General features: G+C 71.6%; 18 protein-coding genes and 1 pseudogene. 8 read left to right on the forward strand and 11 right to left on the reverse strand.

Annotated elements, in window-relative coordinates:
* The first annotated feature begins 21 nt into the window (after nt 1-21).
* The 4 genes from aspA to ACFY4A_RS06865 all read left to right on the forward strand — a co-directional run bounded on the left by aspA (nt 22) and on the right by ACFY4A_RS06865 (nt 5,539).
* Nucleotides 22-1,434 carry an aspartate ammonia-lyase gene (gene aspA, locus ACFY4A_RS06850; RefSeq protein WP_390828334.1) on the forward strand — a complete coding sequence of 471 codons (1,413 nt, stop codon included), beginning with the start codon at nt 22-24 and terminating at the stop codon, nt 1,432-1,434.
* 269 nt (nt 1,435-1,703) lie between these two features.
* A complete protein-coding gene (gene mptB / locus ACFY4A_RS06855; protein ID WP_390828335.1) occupies nt 1,704-3,092 on the forward strand; it encodes a polyprenol phosphomannose-dependent alpha 1,6 mannosyltransferase MptB in 1,389 nt (462 codons plus the stop codon).
* A complete protein-coding gene (locus tag ACFY4A_RS06860) occupies nt 3,089-4,387 on the forward strand; it encodes a glycosyltransferase family 87 protein (RefSeq protein ID WP_390828336.1) in 1,299 nt (432 codons plus the stop codon). The genes mptB and ACFY4A_RS06860 overlap by 4 nt, the downstream gene beginning before the upstream one ends.
* A gap of 129 nt (nt 4,388-4,516) precedes the next feature.
* The gene (locus ACFY4A_RS06865) at nt 4,517-5,539 is read left to right on the forward strand and encodes a metallophosphoesterase (RefSeq protein ID WP_390828337.1); all 1,023 of its coding nucleotides are present in this window, start codon (nt 4,517-4,519) and stop codon (nt 5,537-5,539) included.
* Nucleotides 5,540-5,579: 40 nt separating this feature from the next.
* Here the strand turns inward: ACFY4A_RS06865 and ACFY4A_RS06870 are convergent, their stop codons facing one another.
* The 7 genes and pseudogenes from ACFY4A_RS06870 to ACFY4A_RS06900 form a co-directional block, all read right to left on the reverse strand.
* On the reverse strand, nt 5,580-6,722 hold the full coding sequence (locus ACFY4A_RS06870) for a site-2 protease family protein (RefSeq protein WP_390828338.1): 1,143 nt from the start codon (nt 6,720-6,722) through the stop codon (nt 5,580-5,582).
* A gap of 129 nt (nt 6,723-6,851) precedes the next feature.
* A complete protein-coding gene (locus ACFY4A_RS06875; protein WP_390828339.1) occupies nt 6,852-7,163 on the reverse strand; it encodes a GNAT family N-acetyltransferase in 312 nt (103 codons plus the stop codon).
* A 124-nt stretch (nt 7,164-7,287) separates the two neighbouring features.
* Nucleotides 7,288-7,824: a hypothetical protein gene (locus tag ACFY4A_RS06880; RefSeq protein ID WP_390828340.1), complete on the reverse strand. Its 537-nt coding sequence runs from the start codon at nt 7,822-7,824 to the stop codon at nt 7,288-7,290.
* A 203-nt stretch (nt 7,825-8,027) separates the two neighbouring features.
* Nucleotides 8,028-8,852: a multicopper oxidase family protein gene (locus ACFY4A_RS06885; protein ID WP_390828342.1), complete on the reverse strand. Its 825-nt coding sequence runs from the start codon at nt 8,850-8,852 to the stop codon at nt 8,028-8,030.
* Nucleotides 8,853-9,863: 1,011 nt separating this feature from the next.
* Nucleotides 9,864-10,508: a dihydrofolate reductase family protein gene (locus tag ACFY4A_RS06890; RefSeq protein WP_390828343.1), complete on the reverse strand. Its 645-nt coding sequence runs from the start codon at nt 10,506-10,508 to the stop codon at nt 9,864-9,866.
* Nucleotides 10,509-10,842: 334 nt separating this feature from the next.
* Nucleotides 10,843-11,433: pseudogene (locus tag ACFY4A_RS06895) on the reverse strand (Gfo/Idh/MocA family oxidoreductase); the annotation flags it as partial.
* Nucleotides 11,434-11,519: 86 nt separating this feature from the next.
* Nucleotides 11,520-12,533 carry a LacI family DNA-binding transcriptional regulator gene (locus ACFY4A_RS06900; RefSeq protein WP_390828344.1) on the reverse strand — a complete coding sequence of 338 codons (1,014 nt, stop codon included), beginning with the start codon at nt 12,531-12,533 and terminating at the stop codon, nt 11,520-11,522.
* Between the two features lie 140 nt (nt 12,534-12,673).
* Here ACFY4A_RS06900 and ACFY4A_RS06905 point away from each other — a divergent pair, with 140 nt between their 5' ends.
* Together ACFY4A_RS06905 and ACFY4A_RS06910 are read left to right on the forward strand one after the other, a co-directional pair.
* Nucleotides 12,674-13,738, forward strand: a complete 1,065-nt coding sequence (locus tag ACFY4A_RS06905; protein ID WP_390828345.1) for a C45 family autoproteolytic acyltransferase/hydolase — start codon at nt 12,674-12,676, stop codon at nt 13,736-13,738.
* Between the two features lie 31 nt (nt 13,739-13,769).
* A complete protein-coding gene (locus ACFY4A_RS06910) occupies nt 13,770-15,116 on the forward strand; it encodes an MFS transporter (RefSeq protein WP_390828346.1) in 1,347 nt (448 codons plus the stop codon).
* Between the two features lie 123 nt (nt 15,117-15,239).
* Here the strand turns inward: ACFY4A_RS06910 and ACFY4A_RS06915 are convergent, their stop codons facing one another.
* From ACFY4A_RS06915 to ACFY4A_RS06930, 4 genes are all read right to left on the reverse strand, one after another.
* Complete coding sequence (locus ACFY4A_RS06915; RefSeq protein WP_390828347.1) at nt 15,240-16,526, reverse strand: alpha/beta fold hydrolase; 1,287 nt, start codon at nt 16,524-16,526, stop codon at nt 15,240-15,242.
* The gene (locus ACFY4A_RS06920) at nt 16,526-17,593 is read right to left on the reverse strand and encodes a hypothetical protein (RefSeq protein WP_390828348.1); all 1,068 of its coding nucleotides are present in this window, start codon (nt 17,591-17,593) and stop codon (nt 16,526-16,528) included. Before ACFY4A_RS06920 ends, ACFY4A_RS06915 begins: the two co-directional genes overlap by 1 nt.
* A 93-nt stretch (nt 17,594-17,686) precedes the next feature.
* Entirely contained in the window at nt 17,687-19,378 is a 1,692-nt protein-coding gene (locus ACFY4A_RS06925) for an OPT/YSL family transporter (protein ID WP_390828349.1), read from the reverse strand.
* A gap of 155 nt (nt 19,379-19,533) precedes the next feature.
* Nucleotides 19,534-20,319 (reverse strand): IclR family transcriptional regulator, encoded by a 786-nt coding sequence (locus ACFY4A_RS06930; RefSeq protein ID WP_390828350.1) that lies wholly within the window; start codon nt 20,317-20,319, stop codon nt 19,534-19,536.
* A 354-nt stretch (nt 20,320-20,673) separates the two neighbouring features.
* On the opposite strand from ACFY4A_RS06930, the gene lysA reads away from it, so the two are divergent.
* Nucleotides 20,674-22,041, forward strand: coding sequence for a diaminopimelate decarboxylase (gene lysA, locus ACFY4A_RS06935; RefSeq protein ID WP_390828351.1), 1,368 nt, complete (start codon nt 20,674-20,676; stop codon nt 22,039-22,041).
* Between the two features lie 9 nt (nt 22,042-22,050).
* Nucleotides 22,051-22,974 (forward strand): LysR family transcriptional regulator, encoded by a 924-nt coding sequence (locus tag ACFY4A_RS06940; protein ID WP_390828352.1) that lies wholly within the window; start codon nt 22,051-22,053, stop codon nt 22,972-22,974.
* Nucleotides 22,975-23,030 lie beyond the last annotated feature (56 nt).

The raw sequence follows: 23,030 nt of genomic DNA on the forward strand, positions 1-23,030 counted from the left end.
CGAAAGAGGACCCGCACAGCCATGACCGCCGCAGCCCACCGCAGCGAGCACGACCTGCTCGGCCACCGCGACGTACCCGCCGAGGCGTACTGGGGCATCCACTCCCTGCGCGCCAAGGAGAACTTCCCCATCACGGGGACGCCGATCTCCGCCTACCCGCACCTGATCGACGCCCTCGCCGCCGTCAAGGAGGCCGCCGCCCTCGCCAACGAGGAACTCGGCCTGCTGGAGCCGCGGAAAGCCGCCGCCATCGTCGAGGCCTGTCGTGAGATCCGCGACGGCAAACTGCACGACGAGTTCGTCGTCGACGTCATCCAGGGCGGCGCCGGCACCTCCACCAACATGAACGCCAACGAGGTCGTCGCCAACCGCGCGCTGGAACTGCTCGGTCACGCCAGGGGCGAGTACCAGCACCTGCACCCCAACGAGGACGTCAACCTCGGACAGTCCACCAACGACGTCTACCCGACCGCCGTCAAGATCGCCACGGTGTACGCCGTACGCCGCCTGCTCAAGGCGATGGCCGTACTCCAGGACGCCTTCGCCGGCAAGGCCGTCGAGTTCCGCGACGTGCTCAAGATGGGCCGTACCCAGCTCCAGGACGCCGTGCCGATGACGCTGGGGCAGGAGTTCTCCGCGTTCGCGGTCATGCTCGACGAGGACCGTCTCCGGCTCGCGGAGGCCGCCGAACTGATCCACGAGATCAACCTCGGCGCCACCGCGATCGGCACCGGTCTCAACGCCCCGGCCGGATACGCCGAGTCGGCCCGCCGCCACCTCGCCGAGATCACCGGCCTGCCGCTGGTGACGGCCGCCAACCTGGTGGAGGCCACCCAGGACTGCGGTGCCTTCGTGCAGATGTCCGGCGTGCTCAAGCGGATCGCCGTCAAGCTCTCCAAGAGCTGCAACGACCTGCGCCTGCTGTCCTCCGGTCCGCGCGCGGGCCTCAACGAGATCAACCTGCCGCCGGTCCAGGCCGGTTCGAGCATCATGCCCGGCAAGGTCAACCCGGTGATCCCCGAGGTCGTCAACCAGGTCGCCTTCGAGGTGATAGGCAACGACGTGACCATCACCATGGCCGCCGAGGCCGGTCAGCTCCAGCTGAACGCCTTCGAGCCGGTCATCCTGCACTCCCTCTCCGAGAGCATCACCCATCTGGAGCACGCCTGCCTGACCCTCGCCGAGCGGTGCGTGGCCGGCATCACGGCCAACACGGCACAGCTGCGAGCCGCGGTGGAGAACTCCATCGGGCTGGTCACCGCCCTCAACCCGCACATCGGGTACGAGGCCGCCACCGACATTGCCAAGGAGGCCCTGGCCACCGGCCGCGGCGTCGCCGAACTCGTCCTGGAGAAGGGCTTGCTGCCCGCCGAGCGACTGGAGGCGCTGCTGCGGCCCGAGGTGCTCGCGGGCAGCGGCTCGCCGGAGGTCTGAGGCGTCCGGCGAGGGCCTCGCCCCGCCACCGGCAGCACCTGGACGCGGCGAGTGACTTGGCTCGCCGCGTCGGCCTGGCCGGCGGGGGCGGCGCCGGCGGCCGCATCACCACCACCGTGCCCCGCCGCCGTATGCCGCACGCGCGGACCGGCACCTCGGCGGCCTCTGACGAGGGCCGCTCACACGGCGGTCATGCGCACGCCGCCCGGCCGAGGGGCGTGCGTCGCCTTCCGGCCACCGGGCGTTGACATGCTTCCCCAGTGTTGGCCATGGCTTTCCCCGTCGATCTCCGCCGCTGCCAGGCCCTCGGGCTGGCCGGTACCGCCTTTCTCGCGTTGGGCGGTCAGACCGCCGGGGCCCTGCCGGTCGCGGATCTGGTCTCTCCCGAGTCCGGGCGCGCGGCGCTCGGACTGGTGGGGGTGTACTTCGGGGTCGTTCTGCTGATCGCCGCGTGGGCGCTGCTCGGCCGGGTGATCCGCGGCCCCGAGCCGCCCACGCCTCGCACCCTGCTGCTCGTCCTGGCCGCGTGGGCGGCACCACTGCTGCTGGCGCCGCCGCTGTTCAGCCGGGACGTGTACAGCTATCTCGCGCAGGGCGCCATGGTCGACGCCCACCTCGACGTGTACACGCACGGGCCCGCGCAACTCGGCGGGCCGCTCGCGGCCGAGGTCGCGCCGGTGTGGCGGGACACCGCGGCCCCGTACGGTCCGGTCTTCCTCGCCGTGGCCTCCGCCCTGTCCGGCCTGACCCGCGGGGAACTGCCGGCCGGCCTGCTCGGCATGCGGCTGGTCGCACTGCTCGGCGTGGCCCTCATGGCCGTGGCACTGCCACGGCTCGCCCGTCAGTGCGGCGCCGATCCCGCCGCCGCGCTGTGGCTCGGCGCCCTCAACCCGCTGGTGCTGCTGCACCTGGTCGCCGGCGCCCACAACGACGCCATCATGCTGGGACTGCTCGGCATCGGTCTGCTCGCCGCCCGAGGCCGCCTGTACGTCCTCGGTGTCGTCCTGGTCACGCTCGCCGCGCTGGTGAAGGCGCCGGCCGCCCTCGGCCTGCTTGCCGTGATCGCGCTGCGCCGGCACACCGGAGTGGCGCGCACGATCGCGACGACCGCCGCCGTCGCGCTCGCCACCACGGTCGTGGCGACCGCCCTCGCGGGCACGGGATACGGCTGGATCGCGGCCCTGCGGACACCCGTCTCCCCGCACAACTGGTCGCCCACCAGCCTCCTCGGCCGGGTCACGGGCGACGTCCTCGCACAACTGGGCAGCGGCCTCGCGCCCCTCGCCATCCCGGTCTGGCACGCGGCGGGCCTGCTCGCGACCACGGCCGCGGTGCTCTTCATCTGGCTCCGGCTGCGCCCCGGCCCGATCTACGCGCTCGGCCTGAGCCTCGCCGCCATGGCCGTCCTCGGCCCGGCGATCCGGCCCTGGTACGCCCTGTGGGGCCTGTTCCTCATCGCCGCCGCCGCGCCCAGCACCTCCGTCCGCCACCGGGTGGCCGCCGCGACCGCCGTCCTCGCGCTCGCCGTACTGCCGAGCGGCGGCCCGCCGGACCCCGCCCAGGTGGCCCTGGCGGTCTCCGGAGGAGCGCTCGCCCTGGTCGTCCTGTGGCAGGTCCACCAGACGGCTCAGGCGCCGGTGCTGGGAGGGGCCGCGTGAGACCGCCGCGTACCGAGAGGGGACGGCTCGTCCTCGCCCTGTGCCTCGCCGCGGCCGTGACCGTCTTCACCGCCACGGTGCCGCTGCTGCGCGGCTGGTTCGACCTGCGCGTCTACTACGGTGCCGTGAACACCTGGGTGCACCACGGCGGCCGCATCTACGACTACCAGGTGCCGGGGACCACCTACGGTTTCACCTATCCGCCGTTCGCCGCCCTGAGCATGCTGCCGATGGCACTCGTCGATCTGAACGCGGCGATCGCGGGCGCGCTGCTGCTCAACCTCGTCGCCGTCGCCGCCGTGCTGTGGATCCTCGTCGGCCAGGAACTGCGTCGCCACGGCTGGTTCGGCTGGGCCCTGGCGGCCTGCGCGCTGGCGCTGCTCGAACCCGTGCGGGACACCGTCAGCTTCGGACAGGTGAACCTCCTGCTGCTGGCCCTCGTGCTCGCGGACGGCTGGTTGCTGTCCAGCGGGCGCGGCCGCTGGGCGGGGGCGGGCATCGGGCTCGCCGCGGCCGTCAAGCTCACGCCCGCGGTCTTCATCGGCCTGCTGCTGCTCGCCCGGCGCTGGCGGGCCGCCGCCGTCGCGACCGCCGTCACCGCTGTCGCCACTGTCCTCGCGGCCTGGGCGGCACCGGACGCCTCCCGCTTCTACTGGACGCACGCCGTCTGGGACACCACCCGCGTCGGCCGCCTCGACTACGTCTCCAACCAGTCCCTCCAGGGCGTCCTCGCCCGGCTCGCGGCTCCCGGCGAACCCAGCCGCGCCGCCTGGGCCCTGGCCGTCGTCCTCGTCCTGGCGGTGTGGGTGTGGCGCACGCACCGGGCGCTGCGCTCCGGCGACTGGCCGGCTGCCATCGCCCTCACGGGGCTGGTCTCCTGCCTGATCAGCCCGATCACCTGGGTGCACCATCTCGTCTGGCTGCTGCCGTCGTTCGCGGTGCTCGTGCACGCGCGCCGTCTGCGGATCGCGGCCGTCCTGTACGGGCTGCTGTGCAGCAGCGTCGTCTGGCTGTGGTTCGACGACGCCTCCGGACTCGACGGCTTCCTCGGCAGCAACACCTATGTGTGGATCACCCTGGGCCTGCTGCTGACCCTGCCGACCGGCCGGCCCCAGGTCACGCACCGGCCCCTCACCGGCAGCACCAGCGGGCCCGCGCCTGCGACCGTCCCCGTCTCCGGCCGGCCGGTGCCGTCCCCCTCCGGCTTCGCGGCCGGTGGCGCGACGGGACCACTCCTGGAGGCGGGCGGCCGACCGGGCACCGAAGAGCCGCCCGCCCACACGCCGCGGTCGTAGGGCACGACCGCGGCGCAGATCCCGGACGATCTTGGTATACGCCGCCTGTTCATTCCTCCCTCATTCGGGTTCGAGGCGGAGTTAACGCCCGAGCAGAACAGTGCTGCCGCACACCACCAGGAGGTTTCGATGAGATCGTGGCATCGCGCAGCATCCGTCGTAGCGGCCTTGAGCGCCCTCACCTTCGCGCTGACGAACCAGTCGGCGACGGCCGACCCCGAGCGCAGCCGCTTCAGCTTCGCGGTGATCGGCGACATTCCCTACGGTGACACCCAGATCGCGGATTTCCCGAACGTGATCAGCCAGATCAACGCTGATCCCGACGTACGGTTCGTCAACCACATCGGCGACATCAAGAACGGTTCCACCGTCTGCAGTGACGACTACTTCCGGCTGATCAGGTCGGACTTCGACAAGTTCGAGGACCCGCTGGTCTACACGGTGGGCGACAACGAGTGGACCGACTGCCACCGGCCCAACAACGGAAGCTACGACCCGTTGGACCGCCTGGCCGCCATCCGCAAGGTCTTCTTTCCCCAGCCGGGCCGGACACTGGGCCGCAACAGCGTCCGGGTGACCTCGCAGGCCGACCAGGGCTACCCCGAGGACGTCAGGTACACCCGGGCGGACGTCGCCTTCGCCGCCCTGCACATCGTCGGCAGCAACAACAGCATGGCCCCGTGGACCGGCAACACCTCGGCCACGCCGGAGCAGGCGGCCGAGGTACTCGGCCGTACGGCCGCCGTGGTGCAGGAGATCCGCGACACCTTCGCGGCCGCCGTGCACGGCCACAACAAGGCAGTCGTCCTGCTCACCCAGGCCGACATGTTCGACCTGACGGTCACCGATCCGTCCTTCGCGAACTATTACGCCTTCCAGCCGATCGTCAAGGCGATCGCCGAGGAGTCGGCCAAGTTCCGGGGCGAGGTGTACCTCTTCAACGGCGACAGCCACGTCTACAACAGCGACAAGCCGCTGGACACCGGTTCCCGGTGGCTGTCCTTCTACGGCGTCAAGTCCGTCGCACCCAACCTCCACCGGGTCACCGTCGACGGCTCGACCGACGTCGGCAACTGGCTGAAGGTGACGATCGACCCGGGCAGCAAGCAGGTCCTGAGCTGGACCCGGGTGCCTTTCGCCCACGCGAAGTGAGTTCCCTCCGGAGGACACCACGCAGGGAGCCGCCCGGTTCTTACGCCGGGTGCTCCCTGTGGGCCGACGGATCTCGGTAGCGTCGGCGGGTCCGGTCGATGTCGTGCGCGGTGATGATCCCGCCGAGCCGGCCGCCGTCCATGACCAGGATCGGGAGTCCGCCGCCCGCGGTGCCGAGGCGCTCCAGGACGGAGTTCAGCAGTTCGTCCGGTGCGGCGAGGGTGCACCGGGACAGCGGGGATGCGAGGTCACGTGCCCGCAGCCGCTCCCGTTGCGCGGGCGGTACGGCGGTCAGCCGGCGCAACTGCAGGAGGCCGCTGGGACGACCGTCGAAGTCCAGCAACGGCACCACCGAGTGCCCCGTCCGGGCGGCCACCTCGGACAGGAAGCTGTCCACGGTCAGCCAGTCGGGCCCGGTCACCACCGGAGTGGTCATCGTCTGCCCCACCCGTACGCCACGCAGGGCGGTGACCAGCTCCGCCCACCGCCGTTCGGTCGCGGCGGTACCGGCCACGAACAGACCGATGGCCATCAGCCACAAGCCGCCGGTCGTGCCCCTCAGGAGCACCACCCACCCGCCGGCGGCCAGCGCCATCCCCACGACCTGTCCGCTGCGACCGGCCGCCCGCTGGGCCCGCTCGCGGTCCCCCGTACGCCACCACACCACGGCCTGGACCAGCCGGCCTCCGTCAAGGGGCGCGGCTGGCAGCAGGTTGAAGACACCCAACAGCAGGTTCGTGCCGCCCAGCCAGCCCAGCACCGCAACCGGAATCCGCCATCTCAGCGTCGCGTCCACGCCGGCCGCCGCGCCCAGCCACAGACCGCCGAGCAGCAGGCTGGCGACCGGCCCGCTGACCGCTACCGAGAACGCCGTACGTGCTGTCGTCGGCCGGTCCATCCGGGTCAGTCCACCGAGGGCCCACAGCGTCACATCCCGCACCGATATCCCCGCCCTGCGGGCCGTGAGTGCGTGCGCCACCTCGTGCACCACCAGACTCACCAGCAACAACGAAGCACCCGCCACCCCGCCGGCCGCGTATGCCACAGGTGCCAGGCCGGGTTCATACCTGGGCAGCGTCCAGCTGGCCAGACCGTACGCGAAGAAGAGCATGACCAGCGGCACGCTCCAGTGAGCCTGGATCGCCAGCCCTCGAATGCTTCCGAGCCGGACCGAACCCTTCATTCCCATCACCGCCGACAGGTCACGCCCTCCGGCCGTACCCCCGCCCTTTCTCCAGGGTCCGCCACAGGCCAACGAAAGGAAACATCCCGATCCCGGCCGGCGAAGAATACGACGGCTGGAACATTTCACTCACTGTTCGGCATCGTTCAGCAGCACGCCACGAGTGGCTGCGCCCAAGGCGCGGAAGCGGTCTCGCGTCAGCTCGTGGACTCGCACGGGGCGCCCGCAGGCCGGGTCAACCGTCTCTCGGTCCAGGCGCATGCCCAGCTTGGCCATGACGCGTTCGGAGGCGTCGTTGCCGACCTGGGCGATGCTGATGATCCGCCCCGGTCCCCGGTCCTCGAAGCCGAAGCGCAGGGCGGCTGAGGCGGCCTCCGTCGCCAGTCCCCGCCCCCACTGCGGGCGGCCCAGACGGCCGCCGACTTCAACGGTCGGCGACACCTCGGGCAGGAAGTCCGGGACGGACAGTCCGGTGCGCTGGTGACAAAACGGGTCGGTGCTCCCGGCAGTGATGGCCGCAGTGGGTGCGACCCGGTGCCCCGGTCACCTGCCCGCCCCCTCGGCATCAGAGGCCGGCATCGTCTACGACCGCTGCCAACTCGCCGGCCGACTCAGAGGTCAGCCGGTAGAACCCCTGCAGGCTGACGGAACGCTCGAGACGGCCGTCCAGCACGTACTTCGGACCGCGGGTCCTGCCCCGGCGGTTACGCCAGGTCAGCCTTGGCAGAAGATCACCGGGGATCGGCACGTCGAAGCGTACGGGGGTCGCGTCCACGTGCACCGCTGCGGCGCCGCAGCCGCCGGCGCCGAGCATCGACCAGTCGCCGTGCCCGGGAAACGCCGGGTCCCGCCACGTCGCGGGAACAGCGCCGCAGCACTCACGCCGCTCCATGTCGATCACCCGCATTCGGCTCACCACGTACACGACGCACCGGTTGACGTGCAGCGCGTACACCTCGTCTCCGGGACGGGCACCCGACCAGGCGGGCAGGGAGGAATGGACGCCGCTGAAGGCGACCGGCGGTCGCTCACCGACGCGATCCGCCTTGCGCAGGGCACGGCACGTGTCATGGGTCCACAGGACGGTGAAGGCATCAGACATGCTGTGATCTTATGAACGGGTACTGACACTCCTCCGGGGAAGCGCTCCTCACCCGAGCCGGGAAGCAGGCCGGGATCGATGTGAAGCTCACCGGGCACTCCGCCCGGGCCGGGTTTCCGCGGCCTTGGGGTGGTTCGGACACACGGCGGCCGGCTGCCTCAGCCCGTTGGACACATGGCAGCCGACCGCTCGGCGCATGGGTGCTACTCGGTGACGAAGTCGCCCATCATGGCCATGTCCTCGTGCTCCAGGTTGTGGCAGTGGAGCAGGAAGGGGCCGGTGTAGTCGGTGAATCGGACGACGACTTCGGCGGCCTCGGCCGGACGCAGGGCCACGGTGTCCTTCCAGCCGTGGTCGTACGCCCCCAGGCCGTGGTTGTTCCGCGAGACCACCTGGAAGTGGTCGAGGTGGAGATGGACCGGATGGTGGAAGTTGGTGGTGAACCGCCACACCTCGGTCTGTCCCAGCTTGGGCCTGGCCAGAGCCCGACCCGGCTGGTACTCAAGGCCGTTGATGGTCCACCCCTCGACCGAGCCGTGGAAGTGGAAGTCCCGGGTGACCGCGGCCCGACCGGGCTCCAGCGCGACCACTTCGCTGAGCTTCTCCGGCACCGTCGTGTCGTCCTTGGGTGAGCCCGACCCCACGTCGAAGCGCATGACCTCGGCGGTCGTGCCGTCTCCGAAGCGGTTCAGCAGACGCACCTTGGTGCCCGCGCGGTACCGGGAGAAATCGGCGACGACGTCGAAGCGTTCGGCGGGTGCGATCTCCAACGCGTCGTGGCGGCGCGGCTCGGACAGCAGCCCGCCGTCGCTGCCGATCTGCACGAAGGCCTCCCCACCCTCGGGCTGGGGGTCCAACTCCAGTCTGTACACCCGGGCGTTGGAGGCGTTGAGCAACCGCAGGCGATACCGCAGCCGCTCCACCTCGTGCACCGGCCAGGGCGCGCCGTTGACCAGTATCACGTCACCCAGTACGCCGTTCATGTAGGCATCGGTGACACCTGGAGCGTGGAATTCCGGATCCACCATGGGGTAACGGAACGATCCGTTCTCCGCAAAGGACCGGTCCGTGATCATCAGCGGAATGTCACGCTCGCCGCTCGGCAGAACCGTCTGGGGACTCGGGGGCGCAACCCCGATGTCGAGTCTTGCAGGGCGACTTTGTGATCCATGCGCTTGAGTGTGTGTGGCCGGGTCAGCGGGCTCTGATCTGGGCGAGCAGGCGCGCGAGGACACCAATGCGGTCGCTGTCAGGGGGGATGCGGGAGAGGCAGGCCTCCAGTCCGGTCGATGTGGTCAAGCCGCATCCTGCCCGCGCCTGCCGCGTCGACGACGGCGGTGATCGCTTTGAAGCCAGTAGGGGGCGAGGCGCGGTGCTCATGCCGCCCTCCGCTGACCGTTGCGGGCAATCGACCAGTTCAGACCGCTGCGAATGGTCGCCTCACATGACCGCGGCGACAGACCGGCCTGCTCCCCCGCCAGTACTGGCTGAAGGCGCGATCCTCGTCTCCCAGGACGGCTTCCACCAAGGGGTCGAGATGGTCGGCGCCGGGGCGCGCCCAAAGGCGCGGGCAGGCGGCGAGCCGCGTCCCGGGGAGCACCTGGAAGACCAGACCGTGCACGGGGCGCAGGTCGGTGTAGCCGGCAGCGTCGAGACGGCAGGACGATCAAGACGCCCGCAGGCTCGATGTTCGGGCTGGCGGACCCCAGCCGGGGCAGCAACGGGATCAGCACCTGGCGGGTGGAGCTCGGCGCCGACTCGGCCACACCTGTTCACGTCATCGACCGCGCACAGGTGTGGATGCCGCTGTCGGGGGAGTTCCTGGTCGAGGTGGACGGCGGGACCGAGCCGGCCAAGGGGCCGGTCAGGCGGTCATCGTCCCCGCCGGGGTGGTCCGGCGGCTCCAGGCCGTGGGCGGCCCCGCGGAGGCGCTGGTCGCCATGGTCGTCGGCGGCAAGGCGATGATGCCGGGCAGCGAGGACGAGATCCCGCTGCCGTGGGCCGAGTGACCCGTCCCCGACGACCAGGCGGCCCTCGTGTCACTTTCGCCAGAACAGGTGATGCGTCACGCCGCTCGGACTGGGCACGACCTCGAGGTGGAACCGGTCGAGCAGCTCGTCGGGTGCCTCCCAGAGCCGTAGTCCGGAGCCGAGCTTCACCGGAGAGACCGCCACGTGCATGGTGTCGACGAGGTCGGCGTCGAGGAACTGCCGGACGGTGGTAACCCCGCCGCCGAGTCGTACGTCCTTGCCCTGCGCCGCCTCCTTCGCCTGCTCGAGGACCGTGGCCGGGTCGCCGTCGACGAAGTGGAAGGTGGTGTCGGAGAGCGTGAAGGAAGGGCGCTTGTGGTGGGTCATGACGAACACCGGGGTGCGGAACGGCGGCTCGTCACCCCACCAGCCGCGCCACTCATGGTCGTTCCAGGGCCCGCGCTGGGGCCCGAACTTGTTGCGGCCCATGATCTCGGCGCCGATGTTCCGTGCGTAGTCCCGCGTGAAGTAGTCGTCGAGGCCCCGGCTCCCACCGGGGTCGGTGCGCATGGGCCAGCTCGCCGTGGCGCCGGCCCAGGCGAACAGCCTCTCGGGGTGGGCGTGGCCGAACGGACTCTCGAAGCTCTGGTCCTCACCGGCACCGATTCCATCGCTCGAGACGTTGAAGTTCTGGACTCTCAGTAGCTGAGACACGTGTTCCTCCGTCGTTGTCGACAACGGTGGTGAGACTCCGCGGGCAGCGAAAACTCATCGCTGCGCCGCGTGGGCTGCCGACCACAACCATCAGGTGAGGATCAAGCTCACCGAGTGTCCGACTCGCCGACCGAGTCGAAGGACTCGTCCGGCCAGAAGGACGGTTGGCCCCCGCGTGGCCCGCCGCCCAGGACCGGCGGGCCGGCGCCTCGAAGGCGCCTACGCGGGGTAAGCGGAACGTACGCCTCCACCGTCCGAATCGGAAGCCCCACGGCCGTGTGCCGCCGCTCACACAGCCCGGCGGGCTCGCGGACCGGTTGGTGCTCGAGTTCCATCAAGAGGTGGTCGCGGAGTTCCCTGAGTGCGAAGTGCCCACGGCGCGGACGGCAGGCGCGACAGGTGCGCCGTTCCGGCGTGCGGAGGACAGCGCGGCTTCGACCACGGCGACCGCCGCGTGGATGTCGGCCGCCGTGACCAGGGGAGTGCGTCCGTAGCGGATGTCGTCGCAGAACTCGGCGAACAGCCTGCGCAGCGCCGTCACCCCGGCGGGTCCGCCGCCCTGGCGTGAGACGCTGGCGCCGTCCGCTCCGCGCGCAGAGACGGAGGGAGCGTCCTCGTCGGCGAGTACGTGGCCGTGCGAGCCGAGCACCCGCAGGCTGGACGGGACGGGGGCCGGGCCGATGCCTGCGGGTGTGCGGGCCACGGTGGCGGTCGCCACCACTCCGTTGCGCAGGCCGAGCGAGAGCACCGCCGCGTCCTCCACACCGTGGGCGCCGTGCGGGCCGTCGAAGAGTGGCGCATGGGGGGCGGCACTGCTGAAGGCGACGACCTCGTCCACGTCCAGGCCGGTCAGGTGTCGGATCGCCAGGACCGGATACCACCCGAAGTCCATCAGTTCACTGCCGTCGGACAAGGCGGGGTCGCAGACGAGCTCGGGGCGCTCGGCCGTGGTCCCGTCGAGTCCGAAGGTCTGGACTCCTCCGGCTTCCGCGTAAGCCGGCTGTCCCGCCCTTACCGCCGTGTCGAACCCCGCGGCCGGAAACGCGCGTTGGTGAGGCGGGGTGAGGCGGGTTCCTCGCCGGCGATGAGGGACTGGAGGATGTCCAGCAGGGCGGCCGAACTCGCGACCGGGTTCAGTTCCAGGGCCGAGATGGCCGGCCGGCTGTTGCGGGCGTGCTCGGAGTCGGAGCCGGCCACCACCATGGTCTGCTCCGGCACTCTGACGCCCCGTGCCATGAGCCCTTGCTGCACGCCGGCCGCGTGCCGCCCGGTGAGGCAGAAGACGGCGTCGGGCACTCCGTCGTCGGCGATGCGGTCCGCCAGTCGCACGCCGCCCTCGACACCTGCGCGCTCGGCCAGTTCGTACAGCCGGGGTGTGGTCCCCCGCTCGGCGCACCAGTTCAGGTAGACGCCCTGGTACTCCAGGTTCCATGCGTTCGGGTCGGTGCCGCGCACCAGGACGATGCTGCGTGCGCCCGCGGCCTCCAGGTGGGCCAGGACCAGGTGCCAGGCGGCCGTGTCGTCCTCCGAGGCCCAGTGCGGGAAGTCGGGGCGTCCGGGGTCGCGGCCGTAGGTGACGTAGGGGATGCCGCGCTTTTCCAGGAGGGCGATGACCGGGTCGTCCAGGTGTGGGTTGGTGACGACGTAGCCGTCCATCGAGAAGGTCAGCGCGGGGACCGGCGCCCGCGTCAGGTCCGGCACCAGCATGAGACTCAGGCCACGCGCCAGGGCCTGGGAAGCGGTCGTCCCCATGAACCTCTCGAAGACGTCGACGCCCGCCGGGGCGTAGTCGCCCAGGGCGTCGAGGGAGCGGAGTACCAGCCCGACCGCCCCGACGGTGGAGCGCCGCAGGCCGCGCGCGAGGGCGTCGGCCTCGTAGCCCATCTCGTCGGCGACGCCGCGGATGTGCTCACGGGTGGCCGCGCTCAGGGTGCCCTTGCCGTTGAGGGCGTGCGAGACGGCGGTGATGGACACCCCGGCCCGGCGTGCCACGTCCTTGATGGTGATGCCCTGTGTCCGCGCCATCGAGCCGCCCCAAGTCCGGAAAAGAATGCTCTCGGGCGCATTGTATAAAACGTTTTACCTCCCTAGCGTGACCGGCGCCGCACAGAAGTCGCTGAGCGGCCCCGCGGGCTCCTGTGCCCGGAACCTGGAAGGACCCCTTCGTGCAGCTGCACACCCTGCGGACCGTGACGGCCGACCCCCGTGAACGCGGTCATCTGCTCGGCACCCGATTCGGCGCCCGGATACAACACATCACGCAGCTCTACCTGGAGCACTTCGCCGTTCTGGGCATCCCTGCGGAACGGGCGCGTGACATCTGCGAGCGGAGCCGGGAAGCCCTGCGGGCATGGGCTCCGGCCCTGGCCGAGGAATCCGACGCCTGTGCCGACGCGGCGGGTGTCGAGCGGTGGAAGGTTGCGGCCGTCGGTGCCCGTACCGAGATCCTCGCCGCCGCTGCGCCGGCCGAGGAGGGCGAGTGCTCGACGGCGGTGTTCGCGCCCGCCGGAGCGCCGCCGGAGACTGTGCAGACCTGGGACTGGCACGCGTCGCTCGTTCCCGACGCCCTGCTGCACGAACTGACCCCGAGCACGGGGCGCACGGTGAAGCTCTTCACCGAGTTCGGCGCGCCTGGCAAGATCGGCGTCAACAGCGCCGGTCTCGGCGTGCACTTCAACATCCTGTTCCACGACGCCGACTCCGACGCCGGCGCAGTGCCCGTGCACGCGATCGCCCGCCGCATACTCGACGAGGCGGACACCCTCGACCAGGCGGTCGCACTGGCCTCGACGGCACGGGTCAGCGCCTCGACGTCCCTCACGGTGGTCACCGGCGATGCGGGCGCCGCGAGCCTCGAGCTCTCACCGGCCGGGCTCGCGGTGGTCCCGGCCGGTGCGGACGGCTGGCTGCTGCACACCAATCACTTCCTCGACGCGGACCTCGCCGCCGGGGACACCCATCCGGCCGACTCCTCGTCGCAGGAACGTTTCGCGCACCTGCGGGAGGTCCGCTCGGCCCTGCCGGGACTCGCCCCCGCCCAGCGGGCGAAGGCTCTGTGCGGCGACGCCGGAGCGAGCGCCGCGATCTGTATGAGGCCGGATGCGGCCAAGCCGCTCCACGAGCAGTGGGGCACCCTGCTCACCATCGGCCTCGACGTCGCCCACTGCGCGCTGGACTACGTGGCCGGCACCCCGGACGAGGCCGCAGAGCTGGGCTTCCAGCGCTTCTGACCCGGACTTTCCCGAACTGGAAGGAATCTCGATGACACAGACCGCCCGGTCCGGCCCCAGAGCCGAGGCCACCACAGCCGCGCGCACCTTTTTCATCTCAGGATTCGGCACCGCGCTGGAGTTCTACGACTTCATCATCTACGGCCTCGCCGCCGCGATCGTCTTCCCGACTCTCTTCTTCCCCAGCCTCGACCACAGGATGGGCACTCTCGTCGCCTTCGCGGCCTTCGGCAGCGGCTTCATCGCCCGCCCCCTCGGCGGCATCGTGATCGGCCACTTCGGTGACCGGATCGGGCGCAAGGCCATGCTGCTGCTCACCCTGCTGGTCATGGGCGCCAGCACCTTCCTCATCGGCTGCCTGCCCGACTACGGCAACGTGGGCGTCACCGCACCGGTCTTGCTGGTCGTCCTGCGCCTCATCCAGGGCTTCGCGGCCGGCGGCGAGTGGGGCGGCGCATCCCTCTTCGGTATCGAGAACGCCCCGGACAACCGGCGAGGGCTGTGGGGGAGCTTCACCAGCGCCGGCATCGGCATCGGCAGCCTCTTCGGCACCGGCGTGTTCACCCTGATCACGCTGCTGCCGCGACAGCAGCTGGAGACCTGGGCGTGGCGCGTGCCGTTCTGGCTGGGCGGCCTGCTGGTCGTGGTGGGCCTCGTGGCCCGCAGCCGCATGCCCCAGGAGGAGCGGCGCACCGAGCACGCTCCCCGGGTGCCGATCCTGGAGTCCATCAAGCGGCATCCGCGCCACATGCTGCTGGCCATCGGCGTGGCCTTCGGCTACAACACCCTGGCCTACATAGGCACCATCTTCACCGTGACCTATGCCGAGGAACGCGGCTACAGCTACACCGAGTCGCTGCTGCTCCAGGTGGCGGGCTCCATCGCCTTCACCGTCGCCGTACCCGTCATGGCCCTGCTCTCCGACCGGATCGGCCGCAAGCCCGTGGTGATCCTGGGCACCCTCGCCTACGGGGCGTTCTTCTTCGCCTACTTCCCCATGGTGGACGGGCATGTCCTCGTCCTCGCGACCGGCGCCTACGTGCTGGTGAACGTGCTCATGGCCGCTCCGCAGGGGTGCATCCCCGCCTTCCTGGGCGAGCAGTTCCCGAACAGCACGCGCTACTCCTCCATCTCCGCCACCTACCAGACCGGTGCGGCCCTGGGCGGCGGCACGGCGGCCACAGCCGCGACCGCCCTGTTCATCGCCTTCGACAGCGATCCGATCGGTGTCGGGCTCTACTCCGGCGCGGCGGCCCTCGTCCTGGCACTGTGCGCCTGGGGCCTGCGGGAGACCTCCAAGGTCCCCACAGCGGATCTCGGCGAGCGCCCCGCATCGGGCCCCGCCTCCAGGACGGCACTGGACACCCTGACCACCTGACGGGGCCCGATCCACCCCCGGGCACCCACCGTCCGATCCGGGCACGAGGTGCCCGCCGACAGTGCTGATCCCCGCTCGTACGACGCCGAGCGGGGATCAGCACTGGGTCGGCGGGCCGGTGCCTCACGCCTCGCCGCGCGCCATCGCGATCAGCCGGTCCAGCACGGCGGCGTCGGCGCGGACGCCGTCGTGGGCATGGGTGTTGGTGATCCACGGTCGCAGACCACGGACCACTGCCGCGGTCTCCAGGGACTGCTCGCGGTCGACGAACATGTCGTCGAAGTACACGGCCGCCGCCACCGGGACACTGTTGCCGGCGAGTCGGTTCAGGTCGTAGAGAGCGGGCCAGTCGGTGCGCGCGGCCAGCAGATGCGCGGCCTCGCGCAGCGGAACCAGCGCCGGGTCCTCCTCGAACTGCCAGGGATAGATCATCTCGCCGGTGAAACGGAACGGACCGTCACCGTCCGCGTCGAACTCGGGGAACTCCTCGCGGACGCGGTGCGCCGACCATGCGGTGGCCCGGCCGCCCTGGGCGTAGATGGGCTCGTGGAGCACCGCGTACAGCGGGCGCGGCGCGAAGGACAGCGTGGCCTGGGCGCCGTGCAGGAAGGCGTCCGACAACCGTGGTCCGGCCGGCCCGGCCACGAACGCGCTCTCCAGCAGGTAGTGGAGGGCGTCGAAGCCGGACGACGTGCCCAGACCTATGCCGAGGGACTGGAAGCGGCGGGCGCTCAGTCGCTCGCCGGACGGCATGCGCACGTCGTGGGCGCCGAGGTGCGCGGCGATCCTTCGCGCGAGTTCCTGATCGTCCGGGTAGCGGGCGAAGAACAGCTCGTTGTGGCGGGCGGTGCGCCGGTACGCGGGCCGGTACACATCGTCGGCGTGACCCGTCAGCGTGGGCAGGCCGCCCGTGATGAAGACCTGGTCCAGGCCGTGGGGGGCGTGGCTGAGATAGGTCAGCGCGCAGAAGCCGCCGAAACTCTGGCCCAGCACGGTCCACGGCCGGTCGCCGATGAGGCAGCCGCGCAGCAGCTCGGCGTCGCGGACGATGGCGTCGGCGCGGAAGTGCGCGAGGTACTCGGCCGTGGCCTCGGGGGACGGATGGACCGCGAGGGTGTGCCGGTCGGCAGGGCTGGACCGGCCCGTGCCGCGCTGGTCCATGAGGACCACCCGGTACTCCCTCAGCGCACGCTTCAGCCAGGCACCGGCGGCGTTCGGGCGCTCCGCGCGGCCGCCCGGGCCGCCCTGGAGCCACAGCAGTCGGGGCAGGTCGCGGTGCTCGTTGCCGGCGGCGACGACCTCGCGGGCGAAGAGGGAGATCGACGGGCCGTCGGGGCTGGAGTGGTCCAGCGGGACGTCGAGAGTGTGGTCGGTGCACACCATGCCGCCGTGGCGATGGACAGTGGCCATCAGTAGCCCTCGACCCCCAGCTCACGGCAGATCTCGACGAGTTCGGGATGTACGTACACGCCGTCCTTCTCGATGCACTCGCCGTCCAGATGAATGGAGGGCGCGCTGACCGAGCCGTCGGTGTGCGCGGCGGCGACCCACGGTTCGCCGCCGATCCAGGCACCCTTGGTGCCGATGCCCAGCTCGACGCAGCCGAAGACACGCTCGTCCTCGACGATGCGGCCGGTGGGGGCGGGCACGCCCGGGTTGAAGCCGAGGGACCAGTGGGCGATGCGGTACATGTTCGGGTCGTTCCAGGACTCCATCCAGCGGCGGAAGACGGCCGCGTCCTGGCCGTCTCCGTCGACGGCCGTGACGACGCCCTTCTCGACGGTGAGGCGGACGGGGGAGCGCAGCAGGCCGAGCTGGTCCGGCGGCCACAGGGCGCCGTCGAAGACGAGGACGCCGTCCTGGGTCTCCTCCAGCGGGTTCCAGGAGATCTGCCCGGACAGCATCACGGTCTCGCCGGGCCTCTCGGCGGGCTTTCCGCGCAGGTTGATGGGGCGGTCACCGTTGCGGCCCACCAGGTCGGTGCCCGCCGCCGAGGTGATACGGACCTCGTCCGCCTGCTCCAGCAACCGCACCAGTGCCTTGCCGAGCTTGATGACGCCCTGGAAGTCGGGCCGTCCCACGGTCGCGACGAGCATGTGAACGTCCATCGCGGTCAGGTTGGTGTACCGGCAGCCGTTGGCCATGGCCGTCCGGAAGGCGTCGGAGTGCATGACGTACGAGACGGCGAACTCGATCCACACGTCGGCGTCGGCGATGGCACCGGCGACGGGCCGCGGCGGCTCCATGGAGGAGCTGGGCAGCGTCTCGTACCAGACGACGACGGGGTGGGCGCCCGCGGCCGCGACCGCCTGTGCGGTGGCTTCGAGTACGCGGCGGTCGCTGCTGGTGTCGCCGGTGAGGACGACGTGCTCGCCGGGCTTGACGAGCATGACCTCCTCGACGAGCTTGCGGGCGGCGAGGGCGAGCTCGAAGCTGAGGTACTCGCCGCGCGGCTCGAGGCGGCTGAACATCTCCATGGGGTGGATCTCCTTGGTACCGCGTATCAGCGGTGCGGGGTACGGCGGGACGGCATCGCGCGTCCCGCTTGGTGGATAGGGGGCGGCCCCGGGTCAGCCGGCCTTGATGATCTGGGCCGAGTCGCCGAGGGAGGATCCGGCGATGAGTCCGGCGCCCACGAGGTTGAGTTCCTCCTCGGCCCGCGGACCGCGCAGTCGGCGGTAGCCGACGCGGACGGCGAGCGCGGCCAGGACCATCCAGCAGGCCTGCGGTGTGAGGATCAGCAGGCCCGTGGCGAGCATGACGCCCATCTGCCGTTTGGTGCCGCCGAGCAACTGGACGAGCGCGCCGGGGATGGCCCACAGTGCCAGGGTGCGCATCACGCCCGGGTCACCGAGCCCGTGCTTGACGGTGTCGGCGTACACCTTGGCGACCGGAGGGATGAGTCCCTGACGGAAGTAGGACTGCCACAGGACCGCCACGACGACGAGCGCGGCGCCGAAGCCGATGAGTGCCGCCCGGAACTGCTCGCGCCGGCCCTCGCGTTCGAAGGGGTCCCAGGGGCGGTGCTCGCGCCGCAGCAGCCAGCCGGCCTTGAGGTCGTAGCCCATGTCGGCGAACGCGGGACCCGTGGCGGACACGTATCCGACGAGGAGGGCGAGCGGGACGGACGGGACGCCGATGAGCAGGCCGGCGATCAGGAAGATCAGGGTGACCGCGAACGAGGGGAACCAGCCGGACTGCATGGCTGCCAGGCCGACGATCAACTCGTGCACGAGGGCGGCGAACGCGGCGAACAGGACCCAGGCGACCAGGCCGGTGGGGCTCATGTCCCCGGCGAGGCCGCCGACGACGGCGAGGACCACGGCCCCGGCGGTGAAGAGGGCGTATCCGAGCAGCAGGGTGCGGCGCAGGGCACGTTCGTCGACGGTGACGGCGGTGCTGGGGTCGGCGGCGGCTTCGGTGCCGGGGCCGCCCGTGGGACCGGTGTTCGCGGCGGCCCGCGCCGGCTGGTGCGCGGTGCGGTCGGTGCGACGGCGCAGCAGCAGCACCACGGCCTGGCCGAGGGCGACGATGCCGGCGCCGACCATCACGCCGTGGGGAATGTAGCCCGCGCCGATGTCGGTGTGGAACAGGTCGGGGCTGAACTGGCGGATGCCGAGGCCCAGGCCGAACATCAGCAGCGCCCACACGTTGCCGAGGAACGCGACGCCCGCGGCCGACAGCGGCAGGCTGAGCAGGGTTCCGCCGATGCCGACGAGCGTTCCGGCGCCCAGGACGAGGGCGCGCTTGCCGCCCTGGTCTCCGGCCTTGATGGTCTCGGCGGCCGCGGTGCCGGGCGGCCAGGCCGCGGTGGCGGGCAGCAGCCGGGAGCCGAACGAGCGGTAGAGCACCCACGTGTCGATGAGCAGCCCGATGAACGCGCCGGTCAGCATGGGCCACACGAGGTCCTTGCGGCCGAAGACGTACGGCACGGCCACGGACGTGAGCAGCGCGTTCGCCGAGGCGAAGGTGGCGGCGGAGATGGCGGACTGGGCGAGGTTCTGCCGATGGACGGACCGCATGCCGCGCAGTCCGGCGAGCGGGATGCGCCCCACGAGCATGGCGATCAGGGCGCCGACGACGGAGGTGTTCGCGGAGATCCCCAGCTTGGCGACGAGGTCCGCGCCGATCACGGCGCCGACGACGGAGAGCACGACCAGCAGGACGAAGACGACGGGCTCGCGAACCCGGGGATGGCGCGTCGGCTCCTCGACCGGGGAGGGCGGGGGCGCGGTGGGTGGTGCGGAGGTGTGATGGGGCACGGGACATCCCTTGCGTGGGCGAGTCCTGGCGGGTCGGGGGGACGCCGAAGGACGACGGGAACAGGGAAGGGGGAAGCGGGTGGAGGTGGAGCGGGAGGCGGGCGTCGGCGGGAAGCGGTGAGGGCCGGCGCGAGCGCGGGTGCCCGGTGGGCCGGTCAGGCGCCGAGGGCGGCGGTGGCCTCCGCGGCTCCGGCGGTGACGAGTTCGGCGATGCGGTCGACGCCGGCGTCGATGCGGTGCGCGGGACCGATGACCGTCAGTGACGCGGCGATCGTACCGGCCTCGAAGACAGGTGCGGAGACGGCGGAGACGGCCTCGTCGTACTCGCCGTGGCTGACGCTGTAGCCACGCTCGCGCACGTCGGCGTAGCAGGCGAGCAGGGCGTCCAGATCGGTGATGGTGCGCTCGTTGAAGCGCTGGAGCGGGGTGGCTCCGAAGGTCTTCTGGATCTCCGCCTCGGGGTAGTGGGCGAAGATCGCGTGTCCGGACGCTCCGGCGTGGCCGGGGATGAGGGCGCCCACGATCGCGGTGTAGCGGACCGGTCCGGTGCCGTCGACGGCCGCGGCGCAACGGTACCCGCCCCCGTTGGGGACGTTGAGGACGACGCTCTCGCCGGTCTCGCGCAGGATACGCGCGAGGATCGGCCGGACCAGCGAGGGCAGGACCCCGCTGTGCTCGCCCACCCGGGCCAGCCGGTGTACGGACGGCCCGAGACGGTAGCGACGCGTGATCGTGTCGCAGGTGAGGAACCCGCGCGCGGTGAGCGTGGTGAGCAGCCGCTGGGCGACCGCCTTGTCCCAGCCGTGGTGGCGGGCGATCTCGCTGACGCCCCACTCGGGCCGCCGCTCGGTGAACGAGAGCAGGGCGACCAGGGCGCGGTCGGCGCTCTGCAGTACCCCGCGAGGCGCTTGCGTACCCGGTTCGGCAGTCGGCTCGGCCATGAGACTCCTCGATGATCTGGTGCCCCGCACCGGGCGACTCCGCCGCCGTTCGGTGCGCTCGGCGCAACGCCGTAGCGCTGAGCGGCCAGAAACTATCCGCTGGCCGCGCGAAGGTGTCAAGGGTTCCAGGCGCACTTTTCCGCGAGCGCGGGCACGGGCCGCCGACCTCCCGATCCGCACCGCACGCGCGCACTCACGGCGGGGCTACGCGTCCACGGCGGCGGGCCGGCCGGCCCGGAGCATCGGGATTCCTGAGGCTCAGCCCCGGAAGAATGCGCTTTTTCCGCCCCGGTGCCAGGCCGCAGGATGGCTGCGAGCCGGCCGCTGCCCCCAGCCGGTGCCGAGGGAGGAACTGTGTCGCCAGCCATCGAAGCGGGTCTGCTGCCCCTCACCGCCGAGGTGCGTCCGGAAGGGCTGGCCGTCGGCGGGGTCCTGCTCACCGAACTGGCGCAGCGCTTCGGCACACCACTGTTCGTCTACGACGAGGAACACCTGCGCCGGCGCTGCCGGGAGGCGGTCGCCGCGTTCGGCCGGGACCACGTGGCCTACGCCTCCAAGGCCTTTCTGTGCACGGCCATGGCACGGCTGGCCCACGAGGAGGGCCTTCTGCTCGACGTCGCCTCCGGCGGCGAGCTACGGGTGGCCCTGCACGCGGGCGTGCCCGCCGACCGGATCGTGCTGCACGGCAACAACAAGGACGAGGCGGAGCTGCGCACCGCGCTCCAGGCCGGGGTACGGCACGTGGTGGTCGACAGCTTCGACGAGATGGACCGGATCGAGCGCCTGCACGCCGAGGAGCACCTGCCGGCGGCCCGGGTCCAGCTCCGGGTGGCGCCCGGTGTCGCCGCGGGAGCCCACGAGGCGATCCGCACCGGCGGCCACGACTCCAAGTTCGGTTTCGGTATCGCCGACGGAGCCGCCGCGGCCGCCGTGCGGAGGGCCCTCGGCTCTCCCGCGATGATCCTGGAAGGAGTCCACGCCCACGTGGGCTCCCAGGTGCTGGACGCGGTGGAGCTCGCGCAGGGCGCCGCGGCCGTAGCCCGGTTCGCGGTGGAGGTACGGGCGCAGCGGCTCACCGTCGGCGGCGGGCTCGGCGTCGCCTACGAGGCGGGCCAGACCGCGCCGTCGTTCGCGGACTGGGCCGCGCGGGTACGGGACGCGGTGTGCGGCTCGGGATGGAGCGGTGAGGTGACCGTCGAGCCGGGGCGCTCCATCGCCGCCCGGGCCGGGATCACCCTGTACCGGGTGGGCACGATCAAGCGGATCGAGGGCGTGCGGACGTATGTCGGCGTCGACGGCGGGATGAGCGACAACCTCCGTCCCGCCCTGTACGGCAGCCGGTACGAGGCGTTTCTGCCGCGCTGCCCGCGAGCGCCGCGACCGCTGCGCGCCCGCGTGGTCGGCAAGCACTGCGAGAGCGGTGACGTGATCATCGACGACGCCGCGCTGCCCGCCGGCCTCCGGGTGTCGGACGTGCTGGCCACGCCCGTCACCGGCGCCTACGGCTACGCCATGGCCTCCAACTACAACAAACTGCCGCGCCCCGCCGTGGTCTTCGTGGGCGACGGCCGTGCCCGCGTCGTGGTCCGGCGCGAGACCGACGAGGACCTGCTGCGCCTGGACGTCTGCGAGGCCGCCCAGCCGGCGGTGGCGCCGCCGTCCGGCACCGTGCGGTCCGGTACCGGGGACCCGGTGCCCGCGCAGGCCGTCGGCGCGGCCTAGCCTGGCCCGATGCTCAACAGCGCCCGTCTGCTCGTCCTGCTGGAGATCGCCCGCAGGGGCACCATCGTGGCCGCCGCCCAGGCGCTGCACCTGAGTCCGTCGGCGATCTCGCACCAGCTCGCGCGGCTGGAGCAGGAGCTCGGGGTGGCGCTGGTGGAGCGGGCTCCGCAGAGCCTGCGGCTGACGGCCGCCGGAGCGAGGCTCGCCGAGCACGCCCAGGCGATCGCGGATCTGATGGCCGTCGCGCAGGACGATCTGCGGGCGCACTCCGAGGGCGAGGCGGGGCTGCTGCGGCTCGGTTTCTTCGCCTCCTCGGGCCTGGACCTGCTGCCGCGGACGCTGTCGGCCTTCGCGGCCCGGCGACCACAGGTCGAGCTGGAGCTGATCATGGGCCAGCCGCACGAGTTGGTACCCGACCTGGAGGCGGGCCGACTGGACGCCGCGGTGGTCTTCGAGCACCCGCTCGACCCCTGGTGCCGCCAGGCCGCCGTGGAAGTGGAGATGTTCTTCGAGGAGCCGCAGATGGTGGTGGTGCCGCTGCGGCACCGCTTGGGCCGGCGCACCGTGGTCCGGCTGGGCGAACTGGAGGGCGAGAGCTGGATCGGCACCCGCGGCGGCGACACCGGCGAGCCGGTCCTGGAACGCGCGTGCGCGGCCGAGGGCTTCCGCCCTCGGGTGCGCTGCCGCAGCGACCACTACCAGGTCACCGTCAACCTCGCCAGGGCGGGGATGGGCATCGCGCTGGTCCCGGCCCTCGGGCTCGGCGACACCGCGGGAGTACATGTCTTCCGTCTGGACCATCCCCAGCTGCACCGGCGGATCGGCGTCGCCACCCGGGGCACGAACCGCAACCCGCTGCTGCGGGACTTCCTCGTGGAACTGCGGTCCGCCGCCGCCGAGGTGCGGTCGACGTTGGAGATCCAGTGGTCGTGACCGCGAACATGCCGGCCCGCGGCAGAAGCGTGCGGCGCGGTCCGCCCTGACGCGAC

It is taken from the genome of Streptomyces sp. NPDC001292 (assembly GCF_042896465.1).
In the GTDB taxonomy this organism is placed as follows: Bacteria; Actinomycetota; Actinomycetes; order Streptomycetales; family Streptomycetaceae; genus Streptomyces.

What these genes read in the sequence shown, in the direction of transcription:
- aspA (WP_390828334.1), top strand. Translation starts at nt 22, where the DNA reads ATGACCGCCGCAGCCCACCGCAGCGAGCACGACCTGCTCGGCCACCGC.
- mptB (WP_390828335.1), top strand. Translation starts at nt 1,704, where the DNA reads ATGGCTTTCCCCGTCGATCTCCGCCGCTGCCAGGCCCTCGGGCTGGCC.
- ACFY4A_RS06865 (WP_390828337.1), top strand. Translation starts at nt 4,517, where the DNA reads ATGAGATCGTGGCATCGCGCAGCATCCGTCGTAGCGGCCTTGAGCGCC.
- ACFY4A_RS06870 (WP_390828338.1), bottom strand. Translation starts at nt 6,722, where the DNA reads ATGAAGGGTTCGGTCCGGCTCGGAAGCATTCGAGGGCTGGCGATCCAG.
- ACFY4A_RS06880 (WP_390828340.1), bottom strand. Translation starts at nt 7,824, where the DNA reads ATGTCTGATGCCTTCACCGTCCTGTGGACCCATGACACGTGCCGTGCC.
- ACFY4A_RS06885 (WP_390828342.1), bottom strand. Translation starts at nt 8,852, where the DNA reads ATGGTGGATCCGGAATTCCACGCTCCAGGTGTCACCGATGCCTACATG.
- ACFY4A_RS06900 (WP_390828344.1), bottom strand. Translation starts at nt 12,533, where the DNA reads ATGGCGCGGACACAGGGCATCACCATCAAGGACGTGGCACGCCGGGCC.
- ACFY4A_RS06910 (WP_390828346.1), top strand. Translation starts at nt 13,770, where the DNA reads ATGACACAGACCGCCCGGTCCGGCCCCAGAGCCGAGGCCACCACAGCC.
- ACFY4A_RS06915 (WP_390828347.1), bottom strand. Translation starts at nt 16,526, where the DNA reads ATGGCCACTGTCCATCGCCACGGCGGCATGGTGTGCACCGACCACACT.
- ACFY4A_RS06920 (WP_390828348.1), bottom strand. Translation starts at nt 17,593, where the DNA reads ATGGAGATGTTCAGCCGCCTCGAGCCGCGCGGCGAGTACCTCAGCTTC.
- ACFY4A_RS06930 (WP_390828350.1), bottom strand. Translation starts at nt 20,319, where the DNA reads ATGGCCGAGCCGACTGCCGAACCGGGTACGCAAGCGCCTCGCGGGGTA.
- ACFY4A_RS06940 (WP_390828352.1), top strand. Translation starts at nt 22,051, where the DNA reads ATGCTCAACAGCGCCCGTCTGCTCGTCCTGCTGGAGATCGCCCGCAGG.